The organism is Sphingomonas echinoides ATCC 14820 (assembly GCF_000241465.1).
GTDB classification, from domain to species: domain Bacteria; phylum Pseudomonadota; class Alphaproteobacteria; order Sphingomonadales; family Sphingomonadaceae; genus Sphingomonas; species Sphingomonas echinoides.
Map to the genome: position 1 here is coordinate 2,109 of NZ_JH584236.1, position 21,532 is coordinate 23,640.

The following is a 21,532-nucleotide window of genomic DNA, read 5'->3' on the forward strand; positions in this document are numbered from 1 at the left end:
AAGGCTTCAAGACGGAATGGGTGGCAGAGCGTTCATCGTCACTCGGCTGATACGCCTTTACCCATTCTATATCCTGGCCCTGGCGCTGGGCACCGTTGAATTAGCATACTATTATCGAAACGATCATCTCGCAGCAGAGATAATACTGTCCAGCGTCTTCAACTTCGTGATGTTGCCATCGCCGCCTGTGGGCATCCCCTACCAACCGCTGTTTCCTGCCAACTTCGTAGCCTGGACTCTTTCATTCGAGCTGTTCGCGAACGCTGCTTACGGCTTTGGTTTTGGGGTTCTAACTCACAAACGACTGGGAGTGATCGTTGGTATATCGGGTTTGATGCTTTTGGCATTGGCGCTCGTTCGCGGCAATCTCAATGGAGGAGCATATTGGCCTGATGCTCATCTTGCCGCAATCAGGGTCACCTTTTCATTCTTTGTCGGAGTTTTGATTCATCGCGCGCGGGAGACAGGAAAACTAGCACCGCTATTTTCCGTGAAATTACCCCAAATCATCATCATCGCAATCACGGTCGGTGCCCTTGGTTCACCCATATCACCTGTTTTGCGGGGGTTATTCGATGCGGCCTGCGTGCTGCTCGTCTTTCCACTGATTGTAGCCGCTTCGATTGGACGCAACCCTGTACCAAGCCGAGGAATGTGCGCTTTCCTCGGGGAAATTTCTTATCCCATCTATGTCTTGCAAATCCCCGTCTTCACGATTGGGGTAATGGGCCTGCCCAAACTTCTACCAGGTCTGCCGCAATTACCCGCTCCCTGGTCCGGGATTCTCCTGCTGGCTGCACTCTGCACCGCGTCCTGGTTCATGGCCACGCGCATCGATATCCCGCTGAGGCGCCGGTTGAACGCTGCGGTACTGCGGCATCTCCAACCTGGGTAGAGGCTTAATGATTCCACGAGGATCCGCTTTGATGGCCAAGCCCGCCCATTCACATACCGCAATTCGAGAAAGCCAGACATGATCCAGCGCGCTAAGCTCCGTTTTCCTCATGTGACGCTACGGCCCGACCCGTCGCGTACCCTGGTCAGGCCGTTTGAGCCCGGCTATCCGCGAGGTTTCGACGCTGGCACGACCCGCACTCAGGAAACGGTCAATCTGATCCTGTCGCTCGGCGAGGCGGAGCTGACCCGTCAGCTGGAGGGCGTCACCGCGTCCCTGGATGAGAACCACCGCGACGTCGACACGATGCTGCGGCGGCGTTTTGACGAGGTCGCCGATCACTTCGACGGCGCCGATCGCTGCGACGATGCGCGACGCCGACTGATCGGAGCCTATTTCAGTCAGGAATACGCCTATGAGAGCGCGGCGTTGTTCAATCCCAGCGCCGTGCTGCATCCCGACCAAAGCGACGTTGGCGATGGCGAGGTTCGGTTTATCCTCTCGCTGCGCGGGATCGGCGAGGGCCATCTGTCTTCAGTTACCTTCCGTACGGGGCGGTGGAAGCCGGGCGGCACGCTGGTTGTGGACGATCCCAGCTCGGTGTCGATGCAGCCCATTATCGAGCGTGCCGATACAGACGACCTCGCCCGGCTTCGGTATGACGGCAGCGAGACCTTGTCGGAAACTGTGCTGTTTCCCGTGCTGCCTAGCCAACGCCAGGGGATCGAGGATCTCAGGCTGGTCCGCTTTGACGAAGGCGACGGCACATTCGCCTACCATGGTACATACACTGCGTTCAGCGGCGCGGAGGCGCGATCGGAGCTGCTGACCACGACCGACTTCAGAACGTTCGAGATGCGCGCGCTTACCGGCGATGCCTCATTGGGCAAGGGGATGGCGCTTTTTCCCCGTCGGATCGATGGCCTGTTCGCGATGCTCGGTCGCCAGGACAACAAGAACATCTGGCTACTGAGATCGGACGACATCCTCCACTGGGGCGGTGGCGCCAAGCTGATCGAGCCGCGGTATCCGTGGGAGTTTGTCCAGATGGGCAATTGCGGCTCACCGATCGAGGTGGACGAGGGCTGGCTCGTCTTGACGCACGGGGTTGGCACGGTGCGCAACTACTGCATCGGCGCCTGCCTGCTCGACAAAAACGACCCCTCGAAGCTTTTGGCGCGGACGCCTCGCCCGGTTCTGGCTCCCAGCCCTAAACAGCGCGACGGCTATGTTCCTAATGTCGTCTACAGCTGCGGCGCGCTCGTCGTCGGCCGCGATCTACTGCTCCCCTACGCAGTGGCGGACAGCTTCACCGCGTTCGCGACCACGACGGTCGACGATCTGCTCGCAGTGATGGAGTGATTGGGCGGCGTGCCTTGAGGGATTTCACCGCCGATTGCGTATTTAATAATATGAGCGGTTCTGGTGCGCCTGGTCAGTCGGTGGTTCCGGCCAGCGCCTGGATCCGCAGCAGCGTTTGAGGCGGTGCATGCGCCTTGCAGCCTTGGCGACTATCGTGATCCAGGCCCAAGCGATGGAGGCTTTCGCATGTCACCGCAGATTCTGAAGCTTTCGGCACTTTCCGGACTCGCAGCGGCGCTCGGCGGGTGCGCGACCTATGGGCCGCCCAGCCGTAACATCGCCTATTTCGCAGTGCCGTGTAATACGCCGGGAGCTTTCGTAGCGCAGCCCTTGTCAGCGCCGGACGCGCCTCCAGCCACGCCCGGTCCCGGGGGACCCGGCGGCCCAGCCGCGCAAAATGTGCAAGCTTGCATGATCGCGGTGCCCGCCCAAAATTTGGCATATAATGCGCGCTATCGGGGGGGCGGGGGCTATTACGATCCCTATTATGGCTATCCCGGCTATGGGTCGCCCTTCTATGGTTCGATTGGGATCGGCTTCGGACTTCACGGCGGTGGTTATGGACACGGTGGCAGCTTTGGCCATCGCGGCGGCTTCGGTCATGGTGGGGGCGGCGGTCATGGCGGCCACTGACGCGCCGATCTGTTCGAGCTTGTTCGTACGGGAAGCGTAGCCGCAGCGACACCATCCGACTTTGCTTGGATGACGACTGCCGGGCGTATTCGGGACAGGAATCATCCTACGCGACACCCGGCGTGTGAGGGACGAACGCCGTGCGCACGTAAATGTGAATAGAGCGCGCGCTAGAGCCGGCTTGGGAGAATGGCTTTATGCGTACAGCAGCTGACACGTCGACGTCGCAGGAAAACGTGGATTGCATCATCATCGGCGGTGGCCCCGCCGGACTGACGGCCGCGACCTATCTCGGGCGCTTTCTACGCAACTGTGTCGTCATCGACGCGGGAGCGGGGCGTGCGAGTTCGATTCCGCGGTCACACAATTTGCCGGGCTTTCCAGACGGGATTGGTGGTGCTGATCTGCTATCGCGGATGAAACGGCAAGCACAGGCTTACGGCGCGACGATCGAGCAGGGCAAGGTGGTTCGCCTGGCGATCGTCGAGGACGGGTTCTCCGTCGCGACGGAAACGACAAGCTGGCAAGGCCGTACCGTGATCTTGGCGACCGGCGTCCGAAATCACCGGCCTTCAATGCCTCAGGCGTCGCACGATGCTGCATTGGCGCGCGGCCTGATCCGCTATTGCCCGGTGTGCGACGCTTACGAAGCGAAGGGCGCCAATATCGCTGTGCTGGGCTGTGACGATCATGGTGCTGCCGAGGCCGAGTTCCTCCGCCCCTATGGCGCGCGGGTGACGCTGCTGGCGCAGCGCTCGCCCGAACTCTCCTGGCCGGATGAGGCGCGGCTTATTAGGCTCGGTGTCGACGTCATCAAGGAAGCGGTGAACCAGATATCGATCGAAGGCGATCAGATCGCGGTTCGACTGGCAGATGGGCGTCGCCTCTCGTTTGATACCCTGTATCCGGCACTTGGCTCCTCGCCGCATACGCAACTCGTCGCCGGGATCGGCGTGAAGCTTGGCGAAGGCGGCTGCGTTGTCACCGACGCCCATCAACAGACCTCGGTTAGCGGTTTGTACGCGGCTGGCGATGTCGTCGAAAGTCTCGATCAGATCAGCGTTGCAATGGGTCAGGCCGTGAGCAGCCCCCACCGGGTGGTCCGGGTAGATAGTTAGTGCATTGTCGTCTCCGCCGCCATTGCCGGTCGGAGGTGGAGCGAAGCGGAACCGGAGGCCGGCAATGGCGGTGTCGCCGCTTCCGGGGCGGGTGGTCGATAGCCGAGGCTGCTGTGCGGTCGGACAGTGTTGTAGTGACGCCGCCACGCCTCGATCAGCACCCTGGCTTCAGCGAGGGTGTAGAAGATCTCGCCGTTCAGCAGCTCATCCCGCAGCGAGCCGTTGAAGCTCTCGTTGTAGCCGTTCTCCCATGGCGAGCCCGGGGCGATGTAGAGCGTCTTCACGCCGATCTGCCTGAGCCAGGTCTGGACGGCGGCGGCGATGAACTCGCTGCCATAGCACATTGGGAAGCGCTGGTTCGGGGGCCGCTATGGCCCTGATGAAGGCAAGGCCGCGAAGCGGCCGCAGGCTTCATCAGGGCAAGCCATGGTCGGTCAGCAGGTATCTAAAGTGAGGTTGTCGAGACAACACTTTGGAGGCCGACCGACCATGACCAAGCTCACCTCTACGCCTGCCGGCGCCGTGCTGGTAGCCATCGATATGTCCAAGAACCGGCAGGAGGTCCTTATCGAGCGACCGGAAGGCGGCCGGCGCCGGCGGATGACCGTCATGGCGACCAAGGAGGACTATGACGGCTTCGTCGAGCAGCTCGCTGCCATCGGTCGTCCCATCATCGTCGGGTTCGAGGCGACGGGTAATTACCATCGCACGCTGGCGCACCGGCTGCTGACGGCGGGGTTTGAGCTGCGCCTCATCTCGTCGGTCGCGCTCGCCCGAACACGCGAGGCGTTGCACAATGGCTGGGACAAGAACGACCCCAAGGACGCGCAGGTCATCCTCCACATGCTGCGGATCGGTGCGACGCAGCGCTATGTGGACCCGCTCGCCGCGGGCATCAATGACCTGCAGGAACTCTCGAAGACCCACGAGACGATCTCCAGGATGAAGACGCAGACCTGGCACCGGATCCTGACCCACTATCTGCCGCTGTACTTCCCCGAGATCGCCCGCTTCGCAGGTAACAGCCGGTCCGACTGGTTTCTCGCGCTCATCGAGCGGTTTCCGACGCCGGCCACCATCACGGCACTGGACCGCGAGGCGTTCTCGGCCGCGGCGTGGCCGCTCATCGGCCGCAAGGTCTCCAAGGCACGCCTCATCAACGACATCTACGAGACGGCGTTCGCCTCGACGGCACTGCCGGTGCCGGAGGACTCCGCCGCCGTCACCATGTTCCGCATGGTCATTGCACAGGGCCGCAGCCTCATCCACCAGCGCGACGAGATCGAGCGGCTGGCTCATGCGCGGCTCGCCGATGACGTCGACTACCAGCTGCTGCGCAACATTCCGGGCATCGGTCCGATCAATGCGCTGACCATCCTGGCCGAGGCCGGTGATCTGCGCCGCTTCAACCATCATCGCCAGTTCCTGAAGTTTTGCGGCCTCGATCTCGCGACCTGCCAGTCGGGCACGTTCCGCGGCCGCACCAGGCTGTCCAAATACGGCAACGCGCGCCTGCGCCGCACCTTCTGGATGGCTGCCCAGGTCGCCGCGCGTCAGCGCGACAACAGCTTCCGCGACAAGCTCGGACGATACATTGCCGGGCACGCGGACGATGCCGACCGTCGCCGCAAGGCGATGACGGCGCTCACCGCCAAGATGGCGCGCGTGGCTCACGCCGTCATCAAGACGGGAACAGAGTACCGGCCGTTCCTCGAACGGTCGGATGCCAGGTGGAAGGACCCCTCTCTGCAAGTGCCGTGAGGGCGCTCCTCGAGCGACCCTGTAGATAATGTTCGGGCCTTCCACCTGGGTGCGTATCTCGTTTTAAGGATGGTGAGGACCACGGTCGCCCCGGCGCCGCTGGATCCTGCGTTTGCTATGGCAGGGAGCGATCCCGTTGACGGTGGGAGCCATCTGGCTCAGATTGCATGCCGCGCCGATGGTTGTCGGCGCATCGATATCTGCTGGCCAAAACCCGCCGCTGCTTCCCGACATAGGACGTTGTCCGACCTGATATGCGCGGGCGGACCACGCTCGATGAACAACTCGGCCAGCGCTGCCAGTACGTCTTCGTGTTTGAGCTGGCGCGCGACGACGAGTGCCAGGCACTCCCTGCTCGCCTCGTCGATAATGGTAAGGATGCGGAACTTGCGTCCGTCATGGGTGCGTTCCTCGACGAAGTCGTAAGCCCAGACATGCCCCGGATACTCCGGCCGCAACCGGATGCACGAGCCATCGTTCAGCCATAACCGGCCGCGTTTCGGCTGGCGCTGCGGCACCTTCAGCCCCTCGCGTCGCCAGATCCGTTCCACCCGTTTATGGTTCACCGACCAACCCGCCGCATGCAGCAGCGCCGTCACCCGGCGATAGCCGTAGCGCCCGTACTGCCTGGCAAGGGCGATGATATCCTCGGTGAGCGCCAGCTCGTCATCTGCCCCGAACGGCACCTTGCGCTGCGTCGACCGGTGCTGGCCGAGCACGCGGCACACCCGCCGCTCGGATACATCCAGCACCTCCCGGACCTGGTCGATGCAGCGCCGACGCCGTGCGGGGCTCAGAAGTTTCCCTTGGCTGCCTCCTGCAGGATGAGCTTGTCCAGCGTCAGATCCGAGATCGCCCGGCGCAGCCGCAGGTTCTCCTTTTCCAGATCCTTCATCCGCCGAGTCTGATCGGTCTTCAGGCCACCATATTCCTTGCGCCAGCGGTAGTAGGTCTGCTCGCTGACCGCGATGCGCCGACAGGCCTCGGCGGTCGTGCCGCCCTGACCCAGCATGATCTCAACCTCACGTAGCTTCCCGATAATCTCCTCGGGCTTGTGCTTCTTCGCAGGCATTCGTCGTCCCTTCCTTGGTCCAGACTGTAATAGTCGATGGACCACTCAGAAGGGGGCAGCTCAGACGGCCATGATCGGCGCGCGGCGCGCCAGCAATGACGGCTAGTAAGATGATGGCGAGTAGAACGAGATGATGAGGCCCGATGATAGCAGGCGCTCCCACGAGGCGATCCGCGCCGCTGCCTACGCACTTCGTGACTGCGTCAGGGCCGGACCTCCGCTTACCGACCTCGGCCGGCTACGAATGAACCTGGCCAATGCGGTACGGGAGCATCTGCCTACACAGCAGGGCTGGAACAAGGAGGCTCGAGGCTATTTCGCCGACCAGATGCCGACTTACGAGCGGATCATGGAAGAGGATCGCGAGCTTCGGCTACGCTACTCCGACCACATACGGCGTTGGAGCAGCAACGCGATAGCTTCGAACGTCCCAGCCTATGCTGCGGACGTCGCAACACTGGTAGAGCGCCTCGACCGCTACCTGCGGTCGCTTGAGCACGAGCTCTATAAGCCGATGCACCAGGCAGGGATCGAGGCGTGATCGGTGATCAATTGCCCCTGTAGGTGGAGTAGCCGAAGGGGCTGACCACGACCGGCACATGGTAGTGCGCGGCAGGGTCGGTGACGCGGAACACGGGATCGATCTCGGGGAAGAATGGCACCGCCTTCGCATCCGGGTAGCCTGCCATGTCGAACAGCAGCTTGTAGGTGCGCGGCGCGAACTTCGACGGCTACCTACCCGACGCCGATATCTCGGTTGAAACCGGGCAAACCTATAGTCCTGCATGACGATCTGGCATCTTGCATCACCGCGAGCAGCTATCGAAACCGGCGTTTATCACCTACAGTCCTGCAAGGCAGGGTCGCCGGTCCTGCGAAACCGATGGTGGGGGTGCCGTTGCGACCTGTGTCAGCTGCGATCTGTGTTCCGGTCCGCAACGAGGAGACTGCGTTACCGAAGTTGCTGGAGGCGATCGAGCGACTGGACCTGGGCGACGTCGAGGCTGCCGTGTTCTTCCTCCTTGATAATTGCTCGGATGCGAGCGAGCAGGTAATACTCGAGCATGCTGGTCGCATGGCCCTTCCGTTCACGGTGGCTCAGGGAGACCCGTCCCCTGATGCCAATGCCGGTCGTGCACGCCGGGCCGCCATCGCCCTCGGCCTGCATCATGCGGCGAGCACGCCCCACGGTATTCTCCTGACGACCGACGCCGACAGCCAGCCCCGTGCCGATTGGGTCAGGGCGGCACTGCAGGGCCTGGCCTCGGCCGACCTTGTCGCCGGGCGAATCGTCCGGATCGCAGCGGAGCGGGATCCGGTGCAGGGGAGGGTCGAGCGCTACCTCGATCGGCTTCACGCCTACCGACGATCGGTCGACCCCGTTCCGTGGGACAGTCCGACCGGCTCCCACTGCTCGGGAGGCGCCAACATGGCCTTCCGACCCGGAGCCTATCAGGCGCTGGGTGGCTTCCAGCCGGTGCCATGCGGCGAGGACGCCGCCCTGCTCGACGATGCCGGGCGCGCCGGGTTTCGCGTGCGCCGCGATCCCGGCATGGTGGTTGCGACCTCCTCACGGCGGCTCGGCCGGGCGCCGGGCGGCATGGCGGCTGCGCTCAGTGCCATCGACCATCACGGGGCACCCTCAATGCCGCATCCCCGAGGGGCGGCATGGCAATACCGACAGCAGGCGGAGGCGCGCCGCATTTGGGCCGGGCTCCCCGATTCCTTTGTCGCAGCTCGCTTCGGCGACCGTATCGGATTGACCGGTGACCATGTGATCGGCGTCGCGCGCGACTGCCCCAACGCAGAGGCGTTCGCCATGCGTGTCGTGCCGGCGCTGCCCGATATACCCGACGTCACCCTCGCCGAGGCCGAGCATGCCCTGGCAACGCTCGAGCACCAGCTTTGCGAGCAGGCGGTATGACGACGACCAAAGCTCTGCGCCATGCGATCGTCGCGGCAGGGTGGGTGACCGACCCCGCCGGCGATCCGACGACGCCCGAGGCATATCTGGACCTGCTCCGCCCTCTTTACGCTGCGGGACGCCGGGATCTCCCCATCGGGCGCCTGCTGGAGGGGCATGTCGATGCGGTGCAAATCGTGTTTCGATACGGCACGTCGTCCCAGGTCGCTGCGTTGCGGGCGCGGATCGCTGCGGGAGCGATGCTGGGTGTGTGGAATGCGGGCCTGCCGGGTGAGTCGCTGGTGCTTACCGGCGGACGGCTGACCGGCGGCAAGGGCTATGCATCGGGGGCGGGGATACTGACTCACGCGCTGGTAACTGCGGATAGCGAACGCGGGCCGCAGCTGCTCCTGCTCGACCTGGATGCCGATCCGCCTGCCATCGATCGGGAGTGGTGGCAGACGATCGGCATGCAGCGCTCGGAGACACATCTGGTGCGCTGGTCCGGCTCTGTGATCCGTGAAGACGGCCGTATCGGCGAGCCCGGCAGCTATGCGCGGGAGCCGTTCTTCAGCGGAGGCGCGCTGCGCTTCGCCGCGGTTCATGCCGGGGGCATCGCCGGCCTGCTCGATGCAGTGCGTGACCACCTGACCACCCACGAGCGCGCTTCCGATCCGTTCCAGGCATCGCGCCTCGCCGACCTGTTCCTGCTTGCCCAGGGTGCAGCGGCGAGCATCCGCGACACGGCGGGCGCCTGGTTCAGCGGGACGGATGCGGAACGCCTCGCCCGGGTGTCCGCTGCGCGGCTATCGATCGCCGGCTCTGCCGAGCGCGCCCTGACGATCGCGCAGGAGGCGGTGGGGCTGCAGGGATTGTTCCTATCGCATCCGCTGGCGGCAAAGATCGCCGATCTCATGGTGTACCTGCGCCAGCCTGCGCCCGACGCGCATCGCTTTCGCGTCGGCCAGGCTGTCGCCGAGCACATCCTCGACCCCATTCTGTGAGGATCCCGCTGCGAAACGTACGTGTCGCGCTGGTGATCGCCCCGCACCCGGATGACGAGGTCATCGGCGCGGCAGGCCTCATTGCGCGGCTTCGCCGCCATGGAGCTCGGGTCCGGGTTGCGGTCGTGACCGATGGTGCCGCGTCTCACCGGGGCAGCCGACAATGGCCGAGAGCGCGACTGGTCGCGGCGCGCCAGCGTGAGAGCCTTCATGCGCTACGTCGTCTCGGCATCGTTGCTGGCGACGTCTCGTTCCTCAATTTGCCCGATGGCCAGTTGCCCTCGATCCCGGGACGCTGTTATCGCGCGCTGCGCCGCCAGGTCGCACGATGCCGGGATCTCGATCTCATCGTCGGACCGGCCTGCGATGACGACCATCCCGATCACCGCGCCGTAGCAGCGGCCGTCGCCCGATGCCCGGGTGGCGCCGGTCGGCTGACCTACCGCGTGTGGCCGCCTCGCCCGGACAGGTCCGGACCGGCATGGCGCATCGCTGTGCCCGGAGGAGTTCCGGTTAAGCGGTCGCTGATCCGCGTCTACCGGACGCAGCTCGGCGCCGTTTCCGATGATCCAGCAGGCTTCACGATCGCGAGACACGAGCTTGCGGCCTTTGCTCGTCCGGTCGAGCGCTACCGGCCGGGTTCGAAGTGACGAGCCCGATCGATCTTGCCGGGTTCGCCGCCAAGTTCGCCGGCGACGACGATCCCTGGCGCACCTTCACCGCCCGTGACGAGGCGGTGAAGCGTGCCGCGATCCTGCACGCGATAGGTCACCGACCGGTCGGACGGGTGCTGGAGCTGGCCAGCGGCAACGGATCCAACAGTGCCGCGATCGCGAGGATGGCGTTGTGCCTCGATGCGACCGAGGGCACGAGGGAGGGGGTCGACCTGACGGCACGCGCCGTCGCGGCCTGGCCTCGTGCGTGCGCATCGCTGCTCGTGCTCCCCGGTCGACCGCCACGTCTCGTCTATGACGTGATCGTGATCGCCGAGATCCTGTATTACCTCTCAGCGCGAGAGATGGCCCGGGTTGCGCGTGAGATGGCCGCTCGCCTGCGGGGAGACGGCACCATCGTGCTCGCGCACCACAGGATCGACTACTACGACTTCGCCCAGCACGCGGCAGGAATCCACGCCCGGTTCCTCGCAGAGACCGGGCGTCGTTGGACGGTTCGCACCGTGCGCCGCACCCGCCGCTGGGTCGTCACCGCGGCCCGCGCCGACGGTGTGCCCCGATCCCCTTGAACGCGAGCGAGGCAGCACGTCCCACGTCCGTGCGATATGAGGCTTGCCGTTAAGTGGAGCGGCAGGACGTCCACCTGCCGCTCCCGCCAGGGTCGTCAGGCCGCCGCGTCGAGATCGACCTTCATCTCCCGAGCCCAGAACCTGAGGTCACGACAGGTCGTGACGAACGCCTTGACGTCCTTGCTCTTGCTTAGGGCTACGAAGCCATCGTCAAGCTCCGGCACCCGAGAAGCGTCGAACAACGTGGCGGCTGCATCGGTGTAGCCGATGAACTTGCAGTGGCCGAACGCGTCCGCCACGAAGTCCTTGGAGGCCGCATCCTTGGCGAGCATCGCAACCCCCTCCTCGGACGGGAGCACCGCGACGGCATCGAACAGGACCGAAGGTCCGCCGTCGATCTTCTGCTTGGCCGCGACCTTGGTGCCGTCGTCGAGCGTGACCCCGCCGATCTTCGGCGCGACCACCTCCCAGACCGCGCCTTCGGCTTCCAGCGCCTTCGTCAGCGCATTGAACAGCTCGGCGCTCGACCCATCGGTCAGCAGCAGGCCCATCTTTCGCCCGGCGAAATTCGCCGGGCCGTTGGCGACGATCGAGAGCGCCGACGATGTCGGCAGGTCTAGCGTCGGCTTGGCCGCCTTGGCGGCGTCCGGCAGGTCAAGGCCGAGCCCGTCCGCAACGGTAGCGGCGAGATCCTCGTCGATGTTGCGCAGGTGGCTGACCGCCCGGGCCCGGATGTCGACACGATCTACCTTCGACAGCTCGAACACCAGCGCGTCGCCGATGTGCTTCTGCTCGATCGGCTGCTGGCTGAGATAGAACTGCCGCGCCTGGCTGTAATGATCGGCAAAGGTTTCGGACCGAACCCGCTGCTTAGTCCCCTGAACCTCGGCGGGGAAGCTGGTGAAGCCGATCTCCGCGTTCTCGCGCGGACCGCCTTCCGCGCCCCAGCTGTTCGGCTCATAGTTCACGCGCCCCTTCGGATTGCGCATCGCCATGTGGCCGTCCTGCTGGAAGTTCATCACCGGACAGCGCGGGGCATTGATCGGCAGGTGGGTGAAGTTCGGGCTGCCGAGCCGCTTCAGCTGGGTATCGAGATAGGAGAAGTTGCGGCCGTGCAGCAGCGGGTCGTCACTGAAGTCGATGCCCGGCACGATGTTCTGCGTGCAATAAGCGACCTGCTCGGTTTCGGCGAAGAAGTTGTCGACGTTGCGATTGAGCGTGAGCGTACCGACGATGCGGACCGGCACGTCCTCCTCGGGGATGAGTTTGGTCGAGTCGAGATGGTCGAAGGGAAGCTTGTCGGCGGTTTCCTGATCGAACAGCTGGACGCCGAGATCCCATTGCGGGAAGTCACCGCTCTCGATCGCCTCCCAAAGATCGCGGCGATGATAGTCGGGATCGGCGCCGCTGATCTTGACCGCCTCGTTCCACAGCACCGACTGGAGCCCCTGGCGCGGCTTCCAGTGGAACTTGACGAAGGTCGACCTGCCTTCCGCGTTCACCAGGCGGAAGCTGTGGACGCCGAAGCCCTCCATCGTGCGGAAGGAGCGGGGGATCGTGCGATCGGACATGATCCACATGATCATGTGCCAGGCTTCCGGGGTGAGGCTGGCGAAATCCCAGAAATTGTCGTGTGCGGTTTGCGCTTGGGGGAACGCCCGGTCGGGCTCCTGCTTGGCCGCATGGACCAGATCGGGGAACTTGATGGCATCCTGGATGAAGAACACCGGGATGTTGTTGCCGACGATGTCCCAGTTGCCCTGCTTCGTGTACATCTTGACGGCGAAGCCGCGCACGTCGCGCGCCAGATCGCGCGAGCCCTTGTTGCCCGCTACCGTTGAGAAGCGGACGAACACCTCGGTCTGCTGCCCGACCGTGCTCAGCACGTCGGCGCGGGTGTAGTCGGCCAGACTGTCGGTCAGTTCGAACACGCCGTGCGCGCCATAGCCGCGTGCGTGGACGACGCGCTCCGGGATGCGCTCGTGATCGAAATGGAAGATCTTTTCGCGGAGGATGAAGTCTTCGAGCAGCGTGGGGCCCCGCAGACCCGCCTTGAGACTGTTCTGGGCGTCCGCGATCGGGATGCCCTGCTGCGTGGTCATGGTAAGTGCCGCGTCCGAGGTCGTCTGGCGGGTTTCACCGCCATGGCCCTGCTGCTCGGCATAGTTCGTCGGCTGGTCGGCACCCGCCGGCAGCGGCGGTGCCTTCTTGGCCGTCTCGCCCTTGAGTTTCACCGCGCTTTTGATGCTCTTGCGTGCCATGGACGTAATCCTCCGATCATGCCCTTAATGCCACCAGCGCCACGGCGGTGCGAGGCATAAATCTTTGTAGCGACTGGGAACCGACCCGGAGGAGCGAAATCAAGTTATGTCAGTCGAGCATGGTCGCCGGTTCGGACGACAGGCGCGGGCTCGGCAACGTAAGTGTTCATGGCTGCGCAGAACCCGACTGCGGCTTCCTTGGTCCTGGATCACAGCCAGGGAAAGCCGATATGGACCGGTTGAGGATGTCTTAACGCCTTGCCGTTAGCCGAGCATGATGTACTCCCAGGTCGTACAGGTTTTCGACTGCGTCTGGCACGACCACGATCCGTGGTTGGTGCTGCTCGCGGGCCTGGTTTGCCTCTGCGGTATCTATGCGTCCTTTGCCCTGGCCGACCATGCCGTACGCTCAGGGCGGAAGACGCGCAGCCTGTGGGAACCTGTCACCATCGTGTCGGCCGGCTGCACGGCCTGGGCGACCCACTTCATTATCTTGCTGGCTTTCAAGCCGGGCATGCCGTCTGCGTTCAACCCGCTGGCCGTACGGCCGTTTTACGGCCGCTCGTTGATGTAAACGAATCAAATGGACGGGGACCCATGCCGCGGCTCAAGGCGTTGAGCGTCATAGACATGGCCCTGACGACAGGGACATCCACTCAGATGAGGAAACGACATGCGCGCACTATGCTGGCACGGTAAAGGCGATGTCCGCGTCGACACCGTTGCGGATCCCGAGATCAAGCACCCGCGCGATGCGATCATCAAAATAACCGCCTGCGCGATCTGCGGGTCGGACCTTCACCTGCTGGATGGCTACCAGCCCACCATGGAAGCCGGCGATATCCTCGGCCACGAGAACATGGGCGAGGTCGTGGCGCTCGGGTCCGAGGTAACCAACCTCAAGATCGGCGACCGTGTCGTCGTGCCGTTCACGATCAGCTGCGGCGATTGCTGGTTCTGCAAGAAGGGTCTGTTTGCGGCCTGCGATCGGACCAATCCGAACGCCGATATGGCCGCCAAAGCGATGGGCCATTCGCCCGCCGGGCTGTTCGGCTTCAGCCACATGCTGGGCGGCTACTGCGGCGGCCAGGCGGAGTATCTCCGCGTGCCGATGGCGGATGTTGGTCCGATCAAGATTCCCGACAACGTTACCGACGAGCAGGCCCTCTTCCTATCGGATATCTTCCCGACCGGCTACATGGCCGCCGAGAATGCGCAGATCGAGCATGGCGACACCGTCGCGATCTGGGGCTGCGGTCCGGTCGGCCAGTTCGCCATCCGCTCCGCGCTGATGATGGGCGCCGGCCGCGTGATCGCGATCGACGAGGTGCCCGAGCGACTCGCCATGGCGGAGGCCGGTGGCGCTGAGACGATTAACTTCGCCGAAACCGATGTCTACGACGAGCTGCAGGCGCGAACCAAGGGCCGGGGCCCCGACAGCTGCATCGATGCTGTCGGCTGCGAGGCGGCCGCGCACGGGGCGGCGGACGCGGTCATGGACAAGGTGAAGGCAAGCATGATGCTCGCCACTGATCGCGTCCACGTCCTGCGGCAGGCGATCATGAGCTGCCGCAAGGGCGGCACGGTCTCCGTGCCCGGCGTCTACGTCGGGATGGGTGACAAGCTTCCGATCGGTGCAGCGATGAACAAAGGACTAACGATCAAGCTCGGCCAAACCCACGTGCAGCGCTATACTAGACCGTTGCTGGAAAAAATCGTCGCGGGCGCGATCGACCCCAGCTTCGTGATCACCCACCCGGCCAGTCTTGAAGACGCGCCAGAAATGTACGCTAAATTCCGCGACAAGGAAGAAGGTGTGATCAAGGTTGTTATGCGCCCGCACGGTTGATTGGCGGAATAACCGGGAACAGGACGCTTATCGATGCCGATCGACACCGCCGCTTTGGAGCACGTGTAGCGGCGGTGTCGATCAGCTTGCGACCAAGTATGTCGGCAGACCTAGGGTCAGGATCTGTAATTTGCAGTCGCTCGGCGGTTGTCCCTTGAGGGTCTCAAGGATCTGTCCGCACTCGCCGATCCGAGGATCGGTCGTGCTGTATCGGGTCTCACAAGGCCGGACGTTGCATTGACTCGAAGCGGGCTCGGGAGCCCATCTGATAACCTTCGCAGATCGTCCGTCCCTGCGTTCCCTCGCGGGACACCGCCATCGGGTCAGCTGGAGAGCATCACCGCTGGCGAACGGGAACTTATCGCATTTCAGGCCTCGAACAAGGTGCCGTCGCGGAGCATGGCGTGCATGATGACGGCGAGGCGGCGGGCGAGCGCGACCCGGGCTTTCTTGAGGCCGCGCCGCTTCGCGATCTTCAGCGCCCAGGTCTTCAGCGCGAAGGTCTGCCGCGTGCGCGTCAGGATCGAGTTCGCCGCCTCGTAGAGGAGCTTGCGGACGGTGCCGTCGCCCTGCTTGGTGATCCGGCCGGTCCAGTCGAGCTCGCCGGACTGGTGCCGACGTGGGACGAGGCCAAAGTAGGCGCCGGCTGTCCGCGACCGCTTGAACCGACCCGCTTCATCGACGGCGGCGGCGAACGCAGCCGAGGTCTGCACACCGACGCCCGGGATGCTCATCAGCGCCTGACAGGCTGGAGAGGCGATGCTGATCGCCTTGAGCTCGCGATCCATCCGACGGATCTCGTCGACCAGCCCGGTTCGCGCCCGAAGCAGCGAAGCCACTGCCTCGCCGAGCCCCGGGACAGCGATGGCGGCCTGCACCCGTGCGAGAAACCGCTCGCCCTGGCCAGCTCCCGGTCTGATCCCGAAGGTAGCGCATAAGCCGCGGATGGTGTTGTCGAGCCGGACGCGCGCCTCGACCAGGTGCGCGCGGGCGGTGATCACCGAGCGTACACCGTGCGATGTCGGCGACTTGACGTGCACCTCCTTGTAAAAGCCGGTCCGGGCCAACTGCGCGAGCCCCGCTGCGTCATGTGGATCAGTCTTGTTCGCCTTCATCGCCTTGAGGCTCTGGTGGGCCTGGCGCGCATCGATGCACACGATCGCGACGCCCAGCTCGTGCAGGCCACGCGCAACCCATGGCGTCATCCGGCCGGTCTCGATCACCACGCGTTCCATCGGACCATGGCGTTCCAGCAGCGCGGCGATCGCTTCCGGCGTGCTGTCCACGCATTGCGCTGCGACCTTGCGCCCTTCGGCATCGACAATGCAGACGTGCGACGTTTCCATCGACAGGTCTATTCCGGCATAGTGCTTCATAGCTGCTTCCTTCCTTCAGGTCCGACAACCAGAAGGTGCGCCGCTCAGCCGGCCCGGGGAAGCAGCCACAAATTACACGATGACTCGTTGACCATAGCGAACAGCGATGGCCGACGCACCAGGAAGCGAAGCGCCACTTGGCGTGCGGTCGCGCCGTGGCTGGCCGCGATCTCCTCCAGCACGCGCCCGCCAGGGGTGCGCGGGCCGGGGAAGTCGCCCTGGCCGAACGGGCTGTCGGCGCCCGGCCGCGCGAACTTCCCATGATTTAGGCCCAGGACGCCTTCCGTGGAGCTCGAGGCGCTACCATCGGAACAAGGAGAGAAAAGATGCACAAGGCACTGTTCGTAGGCATTGAAGCCGGGCCGACCCACCAGGAAGATGCCGCTGAATTCCTCCGGGGTGCGCTGGAGCCGGTCGAGCATGAGCAGGACACGCGGCACTGGTACGCGCTGCGCTTTGGCCCCGCCGACTTCGCCATCTTCGATACCTTCCCCGGCAATGCCGGCCGGCTGAAGCATCTGTTCGGCACGGTCGGCCGGGCGCTGGTCGTGAAGACCTTCACCATCCTCAACGGATTGCCGGAGATCGAGCCGGCCGACATCCTCGCCCTCAAGGTGCCGGCGGCGGACGCCCTGCCGCGCTTGGCCCTGCATGTTCCGCTTGAAGCACGGGACGGTGCGGAGGAAGAGGTTGCCCGCTTCCTCCAAGGAGCCCGATCGGCCGTGGAGCGGGAGCCTGGCACCCTGTCGTGGTACGCTCTGCGTCTCGGAAAGACTCGGTTCGCCATCCTCGATACCTTCGCCGACGAGGCAGGGCGCGAGACGCATCTGTCGGGCGAAATCGGCACGGCGCTATCCGGAAGCGCTGCTTCGCTGTTCGCCGAGCCTCCCCAGATCCACCGCGCACAAATCTTGGCGTTCAAGATTGCATCCGCTGGTGATGAGGAGAGGACGAGCAGGAACACGTCGGTCGCGCGGCCCCTTGAGAGAGGGACAGTCTGATGGACACGAAGCAGAAGGTGCTCGTTGGAGCGGCCGTCGCCAGCACCGCGGCAGCCGGGGCCGCGTTCGCGTTCAAGTCCGCGGGCACGGATTCGAAGCTCACCAAGGTCGCGTGTCCGCCGTCAGCACCAATGGCACAGATTTGAGGTTGTGATTTAAGGAGGATCTGGGCTTCGTCGTAGTGACGAAGGAACGAAGATGAAGCCCAGATCCTCCAATGTAAAATCGCCCGCCAAGGCCTCAGCAGAGCGGGTAGTGAACCGTGGATTTGAGGGATGCACAGCTCCCTGGGGTCGATTGTCGTTAGCGGCAAACCATTGAACATCGGGTATGGTCAGTTCCGTCCGCTCACGGACGTGCTGATCGGAAAAGCGCTCTCTACCGCCACAAGCGGTGTAGAGGGCGACTAGGTGCTTGGTCGCAAGATCCTTCTCCAAGCTGCGGGCACCCGCAATTTGGGCGAAGCTCGATCGCCCCAATAGGGAGCCGTAGCGCTCAGGGCTGACGCGCTCTCCGTCCAGCTCCCTATCCTCAATGAGACGATCTAGTGCGAGAAACAGGGCATCCACCCACCACCGCTCTACCCGCTTGCCGGCAAAGTCGGATAGGTGGCCAATCCTCTCGTGCGCAATCGCCTCGGTGAGCATAGGGGCCTCGCCCTAGCCCGGCAATCTATGGCACCTGGGCGCATCAGAAGCGACTCTTGGACGAGCATGTTTGAAGATCTGGCCGCTCGCGGCTTCCAAATTGAGTTTCACAGCCATGCCACGGCCATCCTGAGCGTCGATTTTCCCGACGCGATCGGGGAGTTGGAAGCGGCGCTCGGCGCGCTATCCATCCCAATTGAGGAGATCATCGGCTCGGGTGGAGGCGAGACAAAGGGCACTCAGCGTCTCCGGCGCGCCTTGGCCGAGCTGGGCTGGCACAAGGTCAATTTCACGATCGAAAAGCGCATCAACGGCGTCCAAAGGGAGTCGATCTCCCATGAGGTCGATCATGTCCGTACCTTCGCCGATGGCCGCGTCATCGCGCTCGAAATCGAGTGGAACAACAAGGATCCATTCTTCGACCGCGACCTGGAGAACTTTAAGCGGCTGCACGCGGAGGGGGCGATCAGCGTTGGCGTGATTGTCACGCGGGGATCGAGCCTACAGGACGACATGGTGCAGCTCGTCCGCCGGTTTGCAACCGAGCGGGGTCTGGAGTCGAGTGATGACCTTGGATCTTTGGGACTGACGCCCACCCCCCGGCAGAAGGCCGATGTTGCTCGGCGTATGCGAGCAGGCGGCGCGACCTTTGCAGACGCTTGGTCGCTTAGTTTCGTGAAGGATAAATATGGGGCCGCCACGACCCATTGGCGAAAGCTAGAAGATCGCGTGCACCGCGGCGTCGGCAATCCATGCCCGCTCCTCCTCATTGGACTACCCAGCTCAATCGTCACTTTCGATGAGCATCTCGACGTGGGCGCCATCGCCGAGGGCGAGGAGGAGCAGGAGATCCTTGCTGAGCCTATTCAGCCGCTTCCGCCACCAGCCCAGCCCTAGAGTGATGGGCATACGTCGGCCAGGAAGGGGTATATTCCTCGTCCGCCTGGTTGCCCCATACGGTCCAATCCGGCCGCGTTCCACGCGAGAACATCTCCAAGAACGGGCCGGGGCTGCATTCCTCAATCAGCGGATATTGCTCGTCAGGCTTACGGCTGTGCTCCCGCTTGCGGCTCTCAAGATAGTTCACCTGTGTCCGACCCGGATCAAGCGTGCGGGCGTTCTTGCCCCGGACGCCAAATAGGATCAGTTCTGTAACGTTGCGGAAATAGAATCCCACGCCCCGACCATCAGATCCGCCATCCTTGCGGATCTTCCGCCATACGATGTTGGATTTATACTCAAAGCCCCATTCCCGCATTACACGCAAGCCGTCCGGCAAGAGCGCATTAGGCACCCACAGGTAGAGGTGGGCGGTTGGCGCAACGCACTCCTGCACCGGTAGCTCGCAAATCTCGTCCAGCGTCATTGTCCCGTAGCGGTTTAGGCGGCGGTGCTCGGGTGCCACCTTCCCGGTACGGTTTTGAAACTGCCACGGCGGATCCGCCAGTACTGTTCTGAAATTGCCGCCCCCTGCGACGTTCAACAGATCCATAGCTGCCGGACTATAATCCGGTGACTTCTTGGACGCCTTGCGCTTGGATTCTGACATTAGGCTGCGTCCTCATTCTTAATCGATTTTGGCGCGCGACCCACATAGCCACGCAAGCCTCGCCGGATGACCTGACTCACTGTTTCGTCACGACTATCAGCAACTTGCCGTGCCTTTTGCGCGAGCTTCTTCGGCACCCGCACTGTTACAACGATATCGTCTGCCATATGCCTCTCCGGCGTACCATGTATGTTCTGGTATTGCCTTGTAATACGGATTGCAAGACGATTACCCTCACTTACGAGCCTCTTTGCCTACTGGCTCGACCGTGCCGGTGCACTGCACCGATTTTCCTGTCTTGTTGGCGCGCTTCTGACACGCCTCCAGCACCTCACGATTGGCGGTCACAATTCGATCATGCTTTGGGCTTCGGTGAAGCCAACAACACGGCGTGCGTCATGCACTATAGTCAGCCGGCGGGCGTGGTGCGTCGCACCCCGTGCTCGACGGAGACGACAGCGCTTCGCAACGCCTACGGAGTGCGGTGATATGAGGGTCGCGGTGTGGTCGGTAGCGGGATTGCTGCTAGTGTCCTGCTCGCCGAACGCACCGCAACCCGAGGTCCCGGCCGGCTGGAAGTCGGTCGGGATCCCTTCGTGCTGCACGGTCGCCATTCCATCAGATGCGACTCTGAAGGCGGGAAAGGACCCGGTAGACGATCCGGTGTTCCTGCTGCGCGGGCCGGGCTACGAAGGCATGTTCACAGTGACAGGCCGAGGATCGGCGCTGCCGATCGCGAGCTCCGGGACCAACTACAAAGCGGATCAGCTCACGCTCGACGGCCGCCCCGCAGGCGTAGCTTCCTACCGTGTCGCCGACCCGAACTATCCCGAGCGCCGCAGCCTTCTGTGGACGTTTGCTGGGCGGAACGACGGATCGGGGAAGAACCTGGTGCTTGATCTTTCCTGCAAGGAAACGGGTTGTGCCGTATTCCTGCCTATGATCGGCTCCCTCGACGCAAAACCATGAATACTCGCTGCCTTATGGGTCAATGCCGACCGGGAAGCCGATCCGGCTTGTCGGCCGGCTGGAGCGTTCGTTATGGGGCGACGACGACTTTGGCCGGTTCCAGCTAGACGACGCCGCGGTCATCGCAGTCGACGGGCCACGTTGAGGCGGGCCCGGCTGGGCCGAAGGTCGAGCCCACGGGTTGGGTAGGCGGGATAACGACGCAGCCGCTACGATCGGGGCGGTTCCTTTATACCGGCTGGGGCATGAAGAGAATCCTATCCCGACCATTGATCCCATTCGGGACGGTCGCGGCCAGCGCGCTTCGACTGGTTCAGTCGTAAACGTATATCTGTGCCCGCTCTATGCGCCACCCGCTGTTCGCAAAAGCCTTCCTTTCTGACGACCTCGCGGGCGGGCCATGACGACAACGCATTTCTGCGGCCCGCCGCTTGTCAGAACTGTTCTGGAAACCTGCTTCGCAAAAGCGCTTGCCGGCTACGGGTTTGGAGAGCCCATTGGCACGGAGCGTGAGCACAACGCCCCGTTTGCAAGCAGCGCCGGATGATGGCGAGCACACTGGCAGATAATTCGAGCAGGACGCTCCCCGCCAGTGGCAGAAAGCGTGAGCAGGAAATCAGGCTGTTTGCGAGCACACGCCGCTACGATTGCAAGCGCCTACACCTACTTCGGAAGGGCTCCCGCCATCATAAAACAGCGCGAAAGGATCAAACGACAGACCATCCAACATCGGCGCTTGCTTCACCGCAAGCGCGCCGCCTAACATCAACCCCAGACGAGGCCCCCACTCCGCTAATTTACGCCGCGAGTTGTGCCGAATGTTCTGACGACGGACAGTACGCTCAGAAAGAGATTCTGCGATGACGCCGTCCGCATGGCATCATGCGGC

18 protein-coding genes and 5 pseudogenes are annotated in these 21,532 nt (G+C 63.5%); 16 read left to right on the forward strand and 7 right to left on the reverse strand.

The features are described from left to right. The 4 genes from ON00_RS20310 to ON00_RS18520 form a co-directional block, all read left to right on the forward strand. On the forward strand, positions 1-895 hold an 895-nt coding region (locus ON00_RS20310; protein WP_010408729.1), incomplete at its 5' end, for an acyltransferase family protein. Positions 896-973: 78 nt separating this feature from the next. Then, the gene (locus ON00_RS18510) at positions 974-2,257 is read left to right on the forward strand and encodes a glycoside hydrolase family 130 protein (protein WP_010408731.1); all 1,284 of its coding nucleotides are present in this window, start codon (positions 974-976) and stop codon (positions 2,255-2,257) included. A gap of 411 nt (positions 2,258-2,668) precedes the next feature. Then, complete coding sequence (locus ON00_RS18515) at positions 2,669-2,890, forward strand: hypothetical protein (protein WP_010408734.1); 222 nt, start codon at positions 2,669-2,671, stop codon at positions 2,888-2,890. A gap of 236 nt (positions 2,891-3,126) precedes the next feature. Further along, positions 3,127-4,008 carry an NAD(P)/FAD-dependent oxidoreductase gene (locus ON00_RS18520; protein WP_245535643.1) on the forward strand — a complete coding sequence of 294 codons (882 nt, stop codon included), beginning with the start codon at positions 3,127-3,129 and terminating at the stop codon, positions 4,006-4,008. Here ON00_RS18520 and ON00_RS18525 read toward each other — a convergent pair. Further along, positions 4,005-4,343, reverse strand: a pseudogene (locus tag ON00_RS18525) (integrase core domain-containing protein); the annotation flags it as partial. The gene ON00_RS18520 and the pseudogene ON00_RS18525 overlap by 4 nt on opposite strands. Positions 4,344-4,497: 154 nt before the next feature. Between ON00_RS18525 and ON00_RS18530 the strand changes: the two are divergent. Then, positions 4,498-5,794, forward strand: a pseudogene (locus tag ON00_RS18530) (IS110 family RNA-guided transposase). Between the two features lie 214 nt (positions 5,795-6,008). On the opposite strand, the pseudogene ON00_RS20315 reads toward ON00_RS18530, so the two are convergent. Then, a pseudogene (locus tag ON00_RS20315) lies at positions 6,009-6,841 on the reverse strand (IS3 family transposase); the annotation flags it as partial. A gap of 244 nt (positions 6,842-7,085) precedes the next feature. On the opposite strand from ON00_RS20315, the gene ON00_RS18545 reads away from it, so the two are divergent. Further along, positions 7,086-7,382: a hypothetical protein gene (locus ON00_RS18545; RefSeq protein ID WP_082442131.1), complete on the forward strand. Its 297-nt coding sequence runs from the start codon at positions 7,086-7,088 to the stop codon at positions 7,380-7,382. A 7-nt stretch (positions 7,383-7,389) separates the two neighbouring features. Here the strand turns inward: ON00_RS18545 and ON00_RS18550 are convergent. Further along, positions 7,390-7,554 (reverse strand): annotated as a pseudogene (locus ON00_RS18550) (hydroxyisourate hydrolase); the annotation flags it as partial. 248 nt (positions 7,555-7,802) lie between these two features. On the opposite strand from ON00_RS18550, the gene ON00_RS20325 reads away from it, so the two are divergent. The 4 genes from ON00_RS20325 to ON00_RS18570 are packed head-to-tail and all read left to right on the forward strand — an operon-like array spanning position 7,803 to position 10,991. Continuing rightward, positions 7,803-8,765 carry a glycosyltransferase family 2 protein gene (locus tag ON00_RS20325; protein ID WP_206378455.1) on the forward strand — a complete coding sequence of 321 codons (963 nt, stop codon included), beginning with the start codon at positions 7,803-7,805 and terminating at the stop codon, positions 8,763-8,765. After that, positions 8,762-9,748: an acyl-CoA dehydrogenase family protein gene (locus ON00_RS18565; protein WP_010408761.1), complete on the forward strand. Its 987-nt coding sequence runs from the start codon at positions 8,762-8,764 to the stop codon at positions 9,746-9,748. The genes ON00_RS20325 and ON00_RS18565 overlap by 4 nt, the downstream gene beginning before the upstream one ends. Further along, the gene (locus ON00_RS20330) at positions 9,745-10,398 is read left to right on the forward strand and encodes a PIG-L deacetylase family protein (RefSeq protein ID WP_010408764.1); all 654 of its coding nucleotides are present in this window, start codon (positions 9,745-9,747) and stop codon (positions 10,396-10,398) included. The genes ON00_RS18565 and ON00_RS20330 overlap by 4 nt, the downstream gene beginning before the upstream one ends. Next, on the forward strand, positions 10,395-10,991 hold the full coding sequence (locus ON00_RS18570) for an SAM-dependent methyltransferase (RefSeq protein WP_010408767.1): 597 nt from the start codon (positions 10,395-10,397) through the stop codon (positions 10,989-10,991). Before ON00_RS20330 ends, ON00_RS18570 begins: the two co-directional genes overlap by 4 nt. A 95-nt stretch (positions 10,992-11,086) precedes the next feature. Here ON00_RS18570 and ON00_RS18575 read toward each other — a convergent pair whose 3' ends face one another. Further along, positions 11,087-13,252: a catalase gene (locus tag ON00_RS18575; RefSeq protein WP_010408769.1), complete on the reverse strand. Its 2,166-nt coding sequence runs from the start codon at positions 13,250-13,252 to the stop codon at positions 11,087-11,089. A gap of 277 nt (positions 13,253-13,529) precedes the next feature. Here ON00_RS18575 and ON00_RS18580 point away from each other — a divergent pair, with 277 nt between their 5' ends. Together ON00_RS18580 and ON00_RS18585 are read left to right on the forward strand one after the other, a co-directional pair. After that, complete coding sequence (locus ON00_RS18580; protein ID WP_010408772.1) at positions 13,530-13,826, forward strand: hypothetical protein; 297 nt, start codon at positions 13,530-13,532, stop codon at positions 13,824-13,826. A 99-nt stretch (positions 13,827-13,925) separates the two neighbouring features. Continuing rightward, positions 13,926-15,101, forward strand: coding sequence for a zinc-dependent alcohol dehydrogenase (locus tag ON00_RS18585; RefSeq protein ID WP_010408774.1), 1,176 nt, complete (start codon positions 13,926-13,928; stop codon positions 15,099-15,101). Positions 15,102-15,469: 368 nt separating this feature from the next. Here ON00_RS18585 and ON00_RS18590 read toward each other — a convergent pair whose 3' ends face one another. Further along, positions 15,470-16,477 (reverse strand): IS110 family RNA-guided transposase, encoded by a 1,008-nt coding sequence (locus tag ON00_RS18590; protein WP_010408776.1) that lies wholly within the window; start codon positions 16,475-16,477, stop codon positions 15,470-15,472. A gap of 326 nt (positions 16,478-16,803) precedes the next feature. Between ON00_RS18590 and ON00_RS18595 the strand changes: the two genes are divergently transcribed. Next, complete coding sequence (locus ON00_RS18595; protein WP_010408781.1) at positions 16,804-17,478, forward strand: putative quinol monooxygenase; 675 nt, start codon at positions 16,804-16,806, stop codon at positions 17,476-17,478. 713 nt (positions 17,479-18,191) lie between these two features. Further along, positions 18,192-19,022: a BglII/BstYI family type II restriction endonuclease gene (locus ON00_RS18605; RefSeq protein WP_010408784.1), complete on the forward strand. Its 831-nt coding sequence runs from the start codon at positions 18,192-18,194 to the stop codon at positions 19,020-19,022. Here the strand turns inward: ON00_RS18605 and ON00_RS18610 are convergent. Further along, positions 18,988-19,674 (reverse strand): MT-A70 family methyltransferase, encoded by a 687-nt coding sequence (locus ON00_RS18610; RefSeq protein WP_029623207.1) that lies wholly within the window; start codon positions 19,672-19,674, stop codon positions 18,988-18,990. The two genes, ON00_RS18605 and ON00_RS18610, sit on opposite strands and share 35 nt — an antisense overlap. Continuing rightward, the gene (locus ON00_RS20700) at positions 19,674-19,841 is read right to left on the reverse strand and encodes a hypothetical protein (protein ID WP_154651464.1); all 168 of its coding nucleotides are present in this window, start codon (positions 19,839-19,841) and stop codon (positions 19,674-19,676) included. The genes ON00_RS18610 and ON00_RS20700 overlap by 1 nt, the downstream gene beginning before the upstream one ends. A gap of 322 nt (positions 19,842-20,163) precedes the next feature. Here ON00_RS20700 and ON00_RS21265 point away from each other — a divergent pair, with 322 nt between their 5' ends. Further along, complete coding sequence (locus ON00_RS21265; protein ID WP_231376736.1) at positions 20,164-20,643, forward strand: hypothetical protein; 480 nt, start codon at positions 20,164-20,166, stop codon at positions 20,641-20,643. A 655-nt stretch (positions 20,644-21,298) separates the two neighbouring features. Next, positions 21,299-21,406 (forward strand): annotated as a pseudogene (locus tag ON00_RS20705) (PEP/pyruvate-binding domain-containing protein); the annotation flags it as partial. Positions 21,407-21,532: the final 126 nt, after the last annotated feature.

What these genes read in the sequence shown, in the direction of transcription:
- ON00_RS18595 (WP_010408781.1), top strand. Translation starts at nt 16,804, where the DNA reads ATGCACAAGGCACTGTTCGTAGGCATTGAAGCCGGGCCGACCCACCAG.
- ON00_RS18605 (WP_010408784.1), top strand. Translation starts at nt 18,192, where the DNA reads ATGTTTGAAGATCTGGCCGCTCGCGGCTTCCAAATTGAGTTTCACAGC.
- ON00_RS18585 (WP_010408774.1), top strand. Translation starts at nt 13,926, where the DNA reads ATGCGCGCACTATGCTGGCACGGTAAAGGCGATGTCCGCGTCGACACC.
- ON00_RS18590 (WP_010408776.1), bottom strand. Translation starts at nt 16,477, where the DNA reads ATGAAGCACTATGCCGGAATAGACCTGTCGATGGAAACGTCGCACGTC.
- ON00_RS21265 (WP_231376736.1), top strand. Translation starts at nt 20,164, where the DNA reads ATGAGGGTCGCGGTGTGGTCGGTAGCGGGATTGCTGCTAGTGTCCTGC.
- ON00_RS18545 (WP_082442131.1), top strand. Translation starts at nt 7,086, where the DNA reads ATGAACCTGGCCAATGCGGTACGGGAGCATCTGCCTACACAGCAGGGC.
- ON00_RS18575 (WP_010408769.1), bottom strand. Translation starts at nt 13,252, where the DNA reads ATGGCACGCAAGAGCATCAAAAGCGCGGTGAAACTCAAGGGCGAGACG.
- ON00_RS18510 (WP_010408731.1), top strand. Translation starts at nt 974, where the DNA reads ATGATCCAGCGCGCTAAGCTCCGTTTTCCTCATGTGACGCTACGGCCC.
- ON00_RS18565 (WP_010408761.1), top strand. Translation starts at nt 8,762, where the DNA reads ATGACGACGACCAAAGCTCTGCGCCATGCGATCGTCGCGGCAGGGTGG.
- ON00_RS18580 (WP_010408772.1), top strand. Translation starts at nt 13,530, where the DNA reads ATGTACTCCCAGGTCGTACAGGTTTTCGACTGCGTCTGGCACGACCAC.
- ON00_RS18610 (WP_029623207.1), bottom strand. Translation starts at nt 19,674, where the DNA reads ATGTCAGAATCCAAGCGCAAGGCGTCCAAGAAGTCACCGGATTATAGT.
- ON00_RS18515 (WP_010408734.1), top strand. Translation starts at nt 2,669, where the DNA reads ATGATCGCGGTGCCCGCCCAAAATTTGGCATATAATGCGCGCTATCGG.
- ON00_RS20700 (WP_154651464.1), bottom strand. Translation starts at nt 19,841, where the DNA reads ATGGCAGACGATATCGTTGTAACAGTGCGGGTGCCGAAGAAGCTCGCG.